At 41.8% G+C, this 13,733-nt stretch carries 2 protein-coding genes; both read right to left on the reverse strand.

What is annotated here, in order from left to right:
• Window positions 1-18 precede the first annotated feature (18 nt).
• Window positions 19-11,619 carry a non-ribosomal peptide synthetase gene (locus N774_RS16690; protein ID WP_080770411.1) on the reverse strand — a complete coding sequence of 3,867 codons (11,601 nt, stop codon included), beginning with the start codon at window positions 11,617-11,619 and terminating at the stop codon, window positions 19-21.
• Entirely contained in the window at window positions 11,576-13,729 is a 2,154-nt protein-coding gene (locus tag N774_RS17945; RefSeq protein ID WP_024859841.1) for a condensation domain-containing protein, read from the reverse strand. The genes N774_RS16690 and N774_RS17945 overlap by 44 nt, the downstream gene beginning before the upstream one ends.
• Window positions 13,730-13,733 lie beyond the last annotated feature (4 nt).

Consider the following 13,733-nt stretch of genomic DNA (forward strand, 5'->3'; position numbering starts at 1 on the left):
TAGTATTCCTCCAATTTATCAAGAAAACAGATCGTTTATAAGCTCAAGTTCCTCGTCATCAAGCTCATCATCTATCATGTCCGAAATAGTTTTTCCGTCATTCTGTGTATTGGCACAGTATTCAATAAGTTCGGTCAGACTGCGTTTAAACTCATCTTTAAGCTTTTCGATAAAGTCTTTTCCAACGCCGCTGTCATGTCCGCAGATAGAGAATGTAAGCTTTCCGTTTGAAATACTGCCATTAATACTTATTCTTTCTGGCATTATATTTTCTTCTGCAACTGAATTGCCGAATATGTACTCCTCTGATCTACCGCTCTTGGTCTCGCCAAAATCGCCAAGATAGTTAAAGCATATATCCGGAGAACAGCTGTGAGAAACAAAACCGTAGCCGATTCCCGAATCAGGAACTCTTCTGATTGTATCCTTGGCTGATATGATTGCCTTGGAATGATCCTGCAAACATTTAAGATTTACAGGGTAAATATTGGTAAACCAGCCTACCGTTCTGTCAATCAATATTGGTTCATGCAGTTCTTCACGGCCGTGTCCCTCAAGTTCAACGGATAAAGTTTCCTGTCCTGTTATACGACCGACTGCTGTCGCAAGTGCGGCAAGCATAACTTCATTAATTTTTACACCGTATGCATTTGAACTTTTGGTCATCAGCTTTTCGGTAGTGTCTTTATCAAATTCTACCAAAGCAGAATAATCACTGTTTTCTCCGAACTTTACAGCCAATTTGCCGTTTACGATTTCAGATACGGCATTCTCCCAATATTCTTTATCTGAAACAGACATCTGAGCGTTATAGTTTCTGAGATAATTGCTCCAATCAATGAAAGACGCTGTCTTCTCAGGGAGGACTATTGTTTCATCCCTGCTTGCCTGCTTTACTGCCGAATCAAAATCTTCAAGAAGGATTCTCCAAGAAACTCCGTCAACAACAAGGTGATGAATACACAGCCACAGTATTTTGAAATCGCCCATATCATAAATTGCAGCCTTGACAAACGGCCCGTTTTCAAGATCAAAACTCTTCTGAATATCCGTACTGGTCTTGAATATAATCTCCGCTTTGCGCTGCTCTGCTGACAGATCATAAATATAATAATCCGCAAGCTTTGATTTGGATATTGGAAGTATTTCAAGAGTTTCATTCCGATATACAGCTCTTAAAACATCATGGTGGCATATCAGACTATCTACTGCCTTTTTAACTGAATCATTATCAAAATCTGTAACATTAATTTGCATTGTCTGATTAAAGTGATTCGGTTTTGCCAAGCCCCAGTTTTGGAATTCTTTCATAATAGGTGTAGGCTCGATTTTACCATTTACTTCATCCTGCTCATAATGCTTTTCACCTGATTCAGTCTTAATGTTCAATGCTATCCTGTCAGCAGTTTTTCCGTTCATAATATCCTTTACAGTGGCTGAATACCCCGCATTTCTAAGCTTTGATATTATTTTTATCGCTTTAATGGAGTCACCGCCAAGTTCAAAGAAATTATCATTGATTCCCACCTGTTCCACATTCAGTATTTCACTGAATATATTGCAGATCTTCTCTTCGATCTCGTTTCTTGGTGCGATATATTCTTTTGCTGCTTTGGCTTCGATATCGGGCAATGCTCTCTTGTCAAGCTTTCCGTTTCGTGTTACAGGTATACTTTCTATCTGCATCATATATGCAGGTATCATGTATTCGGGCATGCTTTCGCTGAGCTTATCCCTAATTTCGGATATGCTCTTTTCTTCATCGCTTGTGAAATAAGCATATATTGCCTTATCTCCTGTGCTGTCCGCTCTCGCTATTACCGCACAGTCTTTTATTCCTTCAATTTCTCTTATTCTGCTTTCAATTTCACCAAGCTCGATTCGGAAGCCTCTTATCTTTACCTGTTCGTCGATTCGTCCGAGGTACTCGATATTTCCGTCAGGCAGCCATCTTGCAAGGTCTCCCGATCTGTACATTCTTCCTTCACCGAATGGGTTCTTTACGAACTTCTCTGCTGTCAGCTCAGGTCTGTTCAGATAGCCTCTTGCAAGTCCGTCTCCTGCTATACAAAGCTCGCCCGGCACTCCTATTCCGCAGAGCTTTTCTCCGTTCACTATGTATGCTCCTGCATTTGATATAGGCTTTCCTATCAGTACTGTTTCACCATCAAATTCGGGGGCAAGATCATAGTATGTCGAATATACCGCTGCTTCTGTCGGTCCGTAAATATTTCCAAGCAGCGTTTTGCTTCCATGCTTTTTCATTGCTGCATAGAATTCCTTTACAAGCTTCGCATTCAGCGCTTCTCCTGCTGCAAGTACATATCTCAGTCCCTTGATCTGCTCGATATATTTATCAGGCATTGCCATAAATACTGAAAGCATCGAAGGTACAAAATCTACAACTGTTGCCTTATACTGCTCGATCTCTGCTGCGATTTCTTCTGGCTCTTTTTCTGCATTTGGCTTCAGTATCGCAAGCTTTGCTCCTGCTTTGAACCACCAGAATATCTCACTTGCTGATACGTCAAATACGTATGTTGTCTTCTGTAGTATCACATCTTCTTCGTTTAATGGATACTTCTCCTGCATCCAGCTTATCAGGTTCACTATTCCCTGATGTCTGTTCAGGACTCCCTTTGGCTTGCCTGTTGTTCCCGAAGTATAGATACAATAGATAAGATCATTCGGTGTGTTGATATGCTGTAGATCATCGGACGCACCTTTCCAGACCTCTTCGTTTCCAAGGTCTATTACAGGTATTTCGTTGTCAATTATTACATTTTCAGTTGTGTATTTCAGTACTGCCTTTGGTTTGCAGTCATCAAGCATGAAGCTTATCCTATCCTTTGGATATGTCGGATCGATCGGCACATATGCTCCGCCTGACTTTATGATTCCGTAGATTCCGCATATCATTTCTATGCTTCTGTCAGCAATGATCGCTACAAAATCGTCTGGCTTTGCTCCGAATTCACGCAGTTTATGGGCAAGGCTGTTGGACTTTGCATTGAGCTCTGCATATGTAAGGCTGTTATTTTCAAATACAAGTGCTGTATTGTCAGGTGTTTTCTTCACCTGTTCTTCAAAGAGTTCAACTACCGTCTTGTCTCTTGGATAATCCATAGCTGTTGCATTGAAGTCGTTAAGGATAAGCTGCTTTTCTTCATCTGTTGTCATTTCAATGTCGCTTATCTTCTGCTCTGCATTGGCTGTGATCTCTTTCAGTACTTCAATGAAATGTGCAAGTATCCTGTCTGCTGTTTCACTTCTGAACAGTGCTGTGCAGTATTCAAGTCCTATTCCGAACCTTCCATTGATTTCCGATACATTGAATGTCAGGTCAAACTTTGCTGACGTTTCCGAGCTGCCTGTTTCTTCTGCTTCTGCTCCGGATAATTCACCATTTGCTATCTCGTTGTTCTGCAGTACGAGCATTACATCAAACAGCGGATTTCTCGACATATCTCGCTGTACTTCTACTGCTTCTACAAGCTCTTCAAAGGGATATTCCTGATTTTCATATGCTTTAAGACATGTTTCCTTTATCTCTTTAAGGAAATCCTTGAAGCTCTTGTTCTTCTCGGGTCTTCCTCGCATTGCAAGTGTGTTGACAAACATTCCAAGCATACCTTCGGTATCCTTATGGGTACGTCCGCTTATCGGACTTCCTATTACTATGTCTTCCTGTCGGCTATACTTGCTCAGCATTACCATTGCTGCTGCAAGGAATACCATATATTCTGTTGCTCCGCTTTTCCTTACAAGATCCTCGACGCTCTTGCTGAGGTCTTCGTCAATAATAGTACTTGTTATGCTTCCTGCATAACTCTGCTCCTGAGGTCTTGTAAAATCAGTCGGCATATCAAGTACAGGTATCTCATCTTCAAACTGACTCTTCCAGTACTCTGCCTGATCACTCAGGTCTCTTGTTCTCATCCACTCACTGTAGTCCTTGAACTGGTGTGTTAACGGTTCAAGCTTTTCTCCGTTATACAGTGCCATAAACTCTCTTGTGAATATCTCATCACTCATTCCGTCGCCCACTATGTGATGCATATCGAACATCATGAGATGGTACTCGCCCTTGTTTACAAGCTTTACTCTTACAGGCTTTCCGCTTGAAAGATCAAAGGGCCTCAGGAAGTTCTTCATCAGCTCTTCATCTGATTCTTCGCTTGTTACATACTCGAAGTCTGCATCTATGTGATCAAGTATCTTCTGTACAGGCTCACCGTCTATCATCAGGAACTGTGTTCTCAGTATCTCATGGCGGTCGGTCATTTCCTGTAATGCTTTTCTTAGATCTTCAGGACGCACTTCTCCAGTTAGTTTCAGATTCTGGGGCATATTGTATGCTGTTGACTCAGGATCCATTTGCTGTATCAGGTATGTTCTCTTCTGGGCTGAGGACATGGGATAGTACTCTTTTTCCTCTGCTTTAGGTATCGGTAGATATTCTTCGCTCTCAGCTCCTGCCAGAACAGCAAGCTGTTCTGCTGTCGGATGTGCAAATACTTCCTTTAATGCTATTCTTGTTCCTGTTTCCGCTTCGATACGGTTTACAAGTCTTGTTGCTCTCAGTGAGTGTCCGCCGAGTTCAAAGAAGCTGTCCTTGATTCCCACCTGTTCCACATTAAGTATTTCACTGAATATATTGCAGATCTTCTCTTCAACTTCGTTTCTTGGTGCGATATACTCCTTTGTTGCCTTGGCTTCTATCTCGGGCAGGGCTCTTTTGTCAAGCTTGCCGTTTCGTGTTACGGGTATTGCTTTTATCTGCATCATATATGCAGGCACCATATATTCGGGCATGCTTTCGCTGAGCCTGTCTCTTATCTCTGACACGCTCTTTTCTTCATCGCTTGTATAGTACGCATATATTGCCTTATCTCCTGTGCTGTCCGCTCTTGCTATTACTGCACAGTCCTTTATGCCGTCAATACCTCTTATTCTGCTTTCTATTTCTCCAAGCTCGATTCGGAAGCCTCTTATCTTTACCTGTTCGTCTATTCTTCCTAAGAACTCTATATTTCCGTCAGGCAGCCATCTTGCAAGGTCTCCCGATCTGTACATTCTTCCTTCACCGAATGGGTTCTTTACAAACTTCTCGGCTGTAAGCTCAGGTCTGTTCAGATAGCCTCTTGCAAGTCCGTCACCTGTTATGCAAAGCTCGCCCGGCACTCCTATTCCGCAGAGGCTATTTCCCTGCATTATGTAGATCTTTGAGTTCCTCTTGGGCTTTCCTATGGGCACAAGCTCTCCTGCATATTTCTTTGTATACTTTTCGTCTGCTCTCTTTATCTGATATACCGTAGTGATTACTGTTCCTTCTGTTGGTCCGTATGTCTGCCATACTTCTGCATCTCTCTTTAGTATATTGCTCAGATATTCGATCTTTAACTTGTCGCTTCCTACTATGTACTTCTTTACTGTTTTCAGCTCTTCAAGTCTGTTCAGCTCATTCATCAGCAGCGGCGAACAGTGTACCAATGTAACTTCGTTTTTGTTTATGTACTCATGGAGTTTCTCTACGTCGGGAACTATTTCCGCAGGCGCTGTTACTACTCGTCCTCCGCTGCATATTGCAGGATAGAACTCCTCTACAAACATATCGAATGAATATGACGCCTGCTGCAATGAAACTACATTTTCGTCGATAACAAATGTTCTCTTAAAGTTGTATATATCAGCTACCACGCCTCTTTCTTCGAGTGCTACTGCCTTGGGCTTGCCTGTGGTACCTGATGTATATATCAGGTAGATAAGGTCGCTCTGGTTCTTTATCTTCTTAGGATTTGCTGAAATTCCTTCTGTAAATTTATCAGGCTCTATTACTTCGATTCCAACAGGTACTTCAATGCTATTATGAGTGTACTTTATTACCGCTTTTGGCTTGCTGTCCTCAAGCATGAAGCGTATTCTCTCTTCCGGATACTTCGGATCTATCGGCACATATGCTCCGCCTGATTTCAGTACTGCTATGATCGAAACTGCCATTTCTACGCTTCTGTCGGTTATTATCCCCACAAATTCGTTGGCCTTTACTCCAAACTGTCTGAGCTTGTATGCTATTTCATTTGCACGTCTGTTTAGTTCTCCATAGGTTATGCTTCTTCCACTGCACACATAGCAGATTTTCTCAGGTGCCTTTGCTGCTTGTTCTTCAAACAGTTCTGCTGCGGTCTTATCTCTCGGATATTCTGCTTCTGTTGTATTGAAATCTGTGAGTATATGCTTTCTTTCATCCGATGTTACAGCTTCTATATCGCCTATCTTTTGGTCTTCGTTTTCAGTCACTGCTTTCAAGACCTCAGTCAGATGCTCTATTAGCTGCTTTGCTGTCTCTTCTCTGAACAACGCCGTGCAGTATTCAAGTCCTATTCCGTACTTTCCGCCAAATTCCGCTATATTGAATATCATGTCAAATTTGGCGACCACATTTGCTATTCCTGTGTCTTCGGCTTCTGTACCCGATAATTCGCCCTTTGCTGTCTCGTTGTTCTGCAGTACGAGCATTACGTCAAACAGCGGATTTCTGGACATATCTCTCTGTACTTCCACTGCTTCTACAAGCTCTTCAAACGGATATTCCTGATTCTCATATGCTTTGAGACAGGTTTCCTTTATCTCTTTAAGGAAATCCTTGAAGCTCTTGTACTTCTCGGGTCTTCCTCGCATTGCAAGAGTGTTTATGAACATGCCAAGCATAACTTCGGTATCCTTATGGGTACGTCCGCTTATAGGACTTCCTATTACTATGTCCTCCTGTCTGCTGTACTTGCTCAGCATTACCATTGCTGCTGCAAGGAATACCATATATTCTGTTGCTCCGCTCTTCCTTACAAGCTCCTTGACTCTTCTGCTGAGCTTCTCATCAAGTATTGATGTTACTGTTGCTCCTGCATGGCTTTGTACCTGTGGCCTCTGAAAATCTGTCGGCATATCAAGCACAGGTATTTCATCTTCAAACTGACTCTTCCAATACTCTGCCTGTCCGCTCAGGTCTCTTGTTCTCATCCACTCGCTGTAGTCCTTGAACTGGTGTGTTAACGACTCCAACTTCTCACCATTGTACAGCTTCATAAATTCACGTTTGAATATTTCATCACTTGCTCCGTCGCCAACAATATGATGAATATCAAACATGAGAAGATGATACTCGCCCTTGTTTACGAGCTTTACTCTTACAGGCTTTCCGCTTGCAAGATCAAAGGGCCTCAGGAACTGCTTCATCAGCTCTTCATCTGATTCTTCGCTTGTTACATACTCGAAGTCTGCATCTATGTGATCAAGTATTTTCTGTACAGGCTCTCCGTCTATCATCAGGAACTGTGTTCTCAGTATCTCATGGCGGTCTGTCATTTCCTGCAATGCTTTTCTTAAATCGTCAGGGCGCACTTCTCCAGTAAGTTTCAGATTCTGGGGCATATTGTATGCTGTTGACTCAGGATCCATTTGCTGTATCAGGTAGGTTCTTTTCTGAGCAGAAGACATGGGATAATATTCCTTCTCCTCAGCTTTCGGAATAGGTACATATTCTTCGCTCTCAGCTCCTGCAAGTACTGCAAGCTGCTCTGCTGTCGGATGTGCAAATACTTCCTTTAATGCTATTCTTGTTCCTGTTTCCGCTTCTATACGGTTTACAAGTCTTGTTGCTCTCAGTGAGTGTCCGCCGAGTTCAAAGAAGCTGTCCTTGATTCCCACCTGTTCCACATTCAGTATTTCACTGAATATATTGCAGATCTTCTCTTCGATCTCGTTTCTTGGTGCGATATACTCCTTTGTTGCCTTGGCTTCGATATCGGGCAATGCTCTCTTGTCAAGCTTTCCGTTTCTTGTTACGGGTATTGCTTCTATCTGCATCATATATGCAGGCACCATATATTCGGGCATGCTTTCGCTGAGCCTGTCTCTTATCTCTGACACGCTCTTTTCTTCATCGCTTGTATAGTACGCATATATTGCCTTATCTCCTGTGCTGTCTGCTCTTGCTATTACTGCACAGTCCTTTATGCCGTCAATACCTCTTATTCTGCTTTCTATTTCTCCAAGCTCGATTCGGAAGCCTCTTATCTTTACCTGCTCATCTATTCTTCCTAAGAACTCGATATTTCCGTCAGGCAGCCATCTTGCAAGGTCTCCCGATCTGTACATTCTTCCTTCACCGAATGGGTTCTTTACAAACTTCTCGGCTGTAAGCTCGGGTCTGTTCAGATAGCCTCTTGCAAGTCCGTCACCTGTTATGCAAAGCTCGCCCGGCACTCCTATTCCGCAGAGGGCTGAATTATCCGTAATATATATACTTGCATTTGCAATTGGTCGGCCAATTGTTACTCGCTCTGTTATTCCGTCTATGACACTGCATGTTGCATCGACTGTACACTCAGTCGGTCCATATACGTTATATATTTTTTCGCATAAACCGCTGTCAATTGCCATATTTGACAATTCATGTGTAAGGTTCTCACCTCCTGAAAAAATACTTTTTAATCTGTAATTTATTCTCTCAGATTGCGAAGTGAACATTTTTAAATGTGTTGGTGTGCAGTCGCTCAGGTCGACACTGTTTTTTTCAAAGTACTTCAACAATAATTCACTGTCAAGTTTTACTTCATCTGATATTACATGCAATGTACTGCCATTTGTTAACGCCGAGAAGATCATCTTTACAGATGCGTCAAACGCATACGACGCAACAAGGGCAACATTCTTTATGCTGCTATTATAGCTTTTGCTCATAAAGTTAAGGCAAAGATTTGTTGCTCCTTTCTGCTCAATAAGGACTCCCTTTGGCTTGCCTGTTGTTCCCGAAGTATAGATACAATAGATAAGGTCATTCGGTGTGTTGATATGCTGTAGATCATCGGACGCACCTTTCCAGACCTCTTCGTTTCCAAGGTCTATTACAGGTATTTCGTTGTCAATTATTACATTTTCAGTTGTGTATTTCAGTACTGCCTTTGGCTTACAGTCCTCAAGCATGAAGCTTATCCTGTCCTTTGGATATGTCGGATCGATCGGCACATATGCTCCGCCTGACTTTATGATTCCGTAGATTCCGCATATCATTTCTATGCTTCTGTCAGCAATGATCGCTACAAAATCGTCTGGCTTTGCTCCGAATTCACGCAGTTTATGGGCAAGGCTGTTGGACTTTGCATTGAGCTCTGCATATGTAAGGCTGTTATTTTCAAATACAAGTGCTGTATTGTCAGGTGTTTTCTTCACCTGTTCTTCAAAGAGTTCAACTACCGTCTTGTCTCTTGGATAATCCATAGCTGTTGCATTGAAGTCGTTAAGGATAAGCTGCTTTTCTTCATCTGTTGTCATTTCAATGTCGCTTATCTTCTGCTCTGCATTGGCTGTGATCTCTTTCAGTACTTCAATGAAATGTGCAAGTATCCTGTCTGCTGTTTCACTTCTGAACAGTGCTGTGCAGTATTCAAGTCCTATTCCGAACCTTCCATTGATTTCCGATACATTGAATGTCAGGTCAAACTTTGCTGACGTTTCCGAGCTGCCTGTTTCTTCTGCTTCTGCTCCGGATAATTCACCATTTGCTATCTCGTTGTTCTGCAGTACGAGCATTACATCAAACAGCGGATTTCTCGACATATCTCGCTGTACTTCTACTGCTTCTACAAGCTCTTCAAAGGGATATTCCTGATTTTCATATGCTTTAAGACATGTTTCCTTTATCTCTTTAAGGAAATCCTTGAAGCTCTTGTTCTTCTCGGGTCTTCCTCGCATTGCAAGTGTGTTGACAAACATTCCAAGCATACCTTCGGTATCCTTATGGGTACGTCCGCTTATCGGACTTCCTATTACTATGTCTTCCTGTCGGCTATACTTGCTCAGCATTACCATTGCTGCTGCAAGGAATACCATATATTCTGTTGCTCCGCTTTTCCTTACAAGATCCTCGACGCTCTTGCTGAGGTCTTCGTCAATAATAGTACTTGTTATGCTTCCTGCATAACTCTGCTCCTGAGGTCTTGTAAAATCAGTCGGCATATCAAGTACAGGTATCTCATCTTCAAACTGACTCTTCCAGTACTCTGCCTGATCACTCAGGTCTCTTGTTCTCATCCACTCACTGTAGTCCTTGAACTGGTGTGTTAACGGTTCAAGCTTTTCTCCGTTATACAGTGCCATAAACTCTCTTGTGAATATCTCATCACTCATTCCGTCGCCCACTATGTGATGCATATCGAACATCATGAGATGGTACTCGCCCTTGTTTACAAGCTTTACTCTTACAGGCTTTCCGCTTGAAAGATCAAAGGGCCTCAGGAAGTTCTTCATCAGCTCTTCATCTGATTCTTCGCTTGTTACATACTCGAAGTCTGCATCTATGTGATCAAGTATCTTCTGTACAGGCTCACCGTCTATCATCAGGAACTGTGTTCTCAGTATCTCATGGCGGTCGGTCATTTCCTGTAATGCTTTTCTTAGATCTTCAGGACGCACTTCTCCAGTTAGTTTCAGATTCTGGGGCATATTGTATGCTGTTGACTCAGGATCCATTTGCTGTATCAGGTATGTTCTCTTCTGGGCTGAGGACATGGGATAGTACTCTTTTTCCTCTGCTTTAGGTATCGGTAGATATTCTTCGCTCTCAGCTCCTGCCAGAACAGCAAGCTGTTCTGCTGTCGGATGTGCAAATACTTCCTTTAATGCTATTCTTGTTCCTGTTTCCGCTTCGATACGGTTTACAAGTCTTGTTGCTCTCAGTGAGTGTCCGCCGAGTTCAAAGAAGCTGTCCTTGATTCCCACCTGTTCCACATTAAGTATTTCACTGAATATATTGCAGATCTTCTCTTCAACTTCGTTTCTTGGTGCGATATACTCCTTTGTTGCCTTGGCTTCTATCTCGGGCAGGGCTCTTTTGTCAAGCTTGCCGTTTCGTGTTACGGGTATTGCTTTTATCTGCATCATATATGCAGGCACCATATATTCGGGCATGCTTTCGCTGAGCCTGTCTCTTATCTCTGACACGCTCTTTTCTTCATCGCTTGTATAGTACGCATATATTGCCTTATCTCCTGTGCTGTCCGCTCTCGCTATTACTGCACAGTCTTTTATTCCTTCGATTTCTCGTATTCTGCTTTCTATTTCACCAAGTTCGATTCGGAAGCCTCTTATCTTTACCTGTTCGTCTATTCTTCCTAAGAACTCTATATTTCCGTCAGGCAGCCATCTTGCAAGGTCTCCCGATCTGTACATTCTTCCTTCACCGAATGGGTTCTTTACAAACTTCTCGGCTGTAAGCTCAGGTCTGTTCAGATAGCCTCTTGCAAGTCCGTCACCTGTTATGCAAAGCTCGCCCGGCACTCCTATTCCGCAGAGACTTTCTCCATTTAGGATATATATCTTACTGTTGAAAATTGGTTTACCAATCGGGATAATTTCAGGAATATCAGTTCCTTTTTCATGCTCCCAATGTGTTGCAAGAACTGTATTCTCTGTTGGACCATATGCGTTGATATATTTGCAATTATCCTTAACATGTTTTACCACATCACTGTTTGATGCAGAACCGCCTGTCGTTAAAATTCTGAAACAGTCAGTTTCAATCTGACGGAAATACTGCGGCGGCAGAAGTGTCAAAGTCACATTTTTTTTCCTTTATGTAATTTTCAAACTCAATAGTATCAGCTATCTTTTCCGATGATATGAGTACAAGAGCTGCACCGCAGTACAATGCAAGGGTCATTTCCCAGACAGAAGCGTCAAAAATATAATTTGCAAACTGAAGAACATTGTCCTTTTCTGTCACATTATACAGCTTTACAAGATAATCCTGCATAGCTACAACACCGTGATGCTCTATCATTACTCCTTTCGGCTTTCCTGTTGTTCCTGAGGTATAGATACAATAGATAAGGTCATTCGGTGTATTTATATGCTGTAGATCATTGGGCGCACCTGTCCAGACCTTACTGTCTGTAAGGTCTATTACGGGTATTTCGTTGTCAATTATTACATTTTCAGTTGTGTATTTCAGTACTGCCTTTGGTTTACAGTCATCAAGCATGAAGCTTATTCTTTCGGCTGGATATGTCGGATCGATCGGCACGTATGCTCCGCCTGACTTGATGATTCCGTAGATTCCGCATATCATTTCTATGCTTCTGTCTGCTATTATTGCGACAAAATCATCAGGCTTTACTCCGAGTTCACGCAGTTTGTGCGCAAGGCTGTTTGCCTTTGCATTGAGCTCTGCATATGTCAGAGTATTGTTTTCAAATACAAGCGCAGTATTATTTGGTGTTCTATTTACCTGTTCCTCAAAAAGTTCAACTACCGTCTTGTCTCTTTGATAATTCGTCTCAGTTGCGTTGAATTTACCCAAAATAAGCTGTTTTTCACTGTCAGTAACTACTTCAAGCTCTGATATCCTTGAATCAGGATGTGAAGCCATTTCTTCACATATCTTTTCAATTCTTGAAAGAATATTTTCTATCTCTCTCCGACAAAAAATATCAGAATCGTATATGATCTTAAATCCGAGACGTCCGTCATTTTCAAATGCAAGTATTGAAATAGGATAATTAGTCTGATCTCTTTCTGATTCAACATCAATGATATTTTTCTCTTCTTTACCCTGTATATCGCCTGACATATAATTTTCAAAAACATACAGGATATTGATCAGTCCAGAGCCCTGTGAAGTCATGCTCTGTATCTCAGCCAGAGAAAAATAATCATAATTGGTGCTGTTTATACTCTGCTCCTGCTGTGAACGCATAAGCGAAACTACTGTAGCAGATGCATCTGTTGTAACTCTTACAGGAATAGTATTTATAAACAATCCCACAATTTTCTCAATGCCATATACAGGAGCATTTCTTCCCGATATAACTTTACCGAATACAACATCATCACTATGACTGTAGGTCTGAAGAAGAATTCCAACTGCCGCTTCTGCTGCGGAATTGATTGTACACTGATTGCTCTCTGCAATATTTTTCAGAAGTGCTGTTGTTTCCCTGCTTATCATATGGGTAGTATTGCAGACGTTTTCATCGTTTTTTTCAGCCTTGAACGCAGGCTTTATAGAGCAGTCACTGTCATATCCGTCAAGGAGTTCTCTCCAGAACTCTCTCGCTTTATTCTTGTCCTGTTTAATAAGCCACTTTATATAGTCGGAATAATCACTGCTGCTGGCTTTTTCTTCATTTACAGCCCCGAGCAGATCATCAAATGATCTGCCGCTGCATAATGATTCATAATATTCAAAAAGTTTTTCAAGCATTATCGTATTGCACCAGCCATCAACTATGATATGGTGATACGATAACAGCATCTTATCTTTCTTTTCACCTACTTTTACATGCGTAATTCTGAAAAGCGGGTCCTTTTTAAGATCAAAGCCTTTATTAAGATCAGCTTCTACGACCTCTTTGATCACGTTCTCAGCATAAGCCTCACTTCTGTCAGAAAGATCAATATACTCGTATCCCAGCTCGCGTTCCTTGAGAACTATCTGGTAAATATCTTTCATTTTTTCGTATACGAACATAGTTCTCAGAACAGAGAACCTCTGTGACAGCAGCGCAAGTGCCTGTTTGATCTTTTCGGTATCAAAGTTTTCTTTGATATTGTATAAAGACTGTAGGATATATGCTGTTGTATTTCTGTCACTCAGGTAGTGGAAAAGCATTCCCTCCTGCAGTGGTGAAAGCGGATATACATTTTCTATATTTTTATTAACTTTTGCCATTAAA

The organism is Ruminococcus flavefaciens AE3010 (assembly GCF_000526795.1).
Classification (GTDB): Bacteria; Bacillota; Clostridia; order Oscillospirales; family Ruminococcaceae; genus Ruminococcus; species Ruminococcus flavefaciens_D.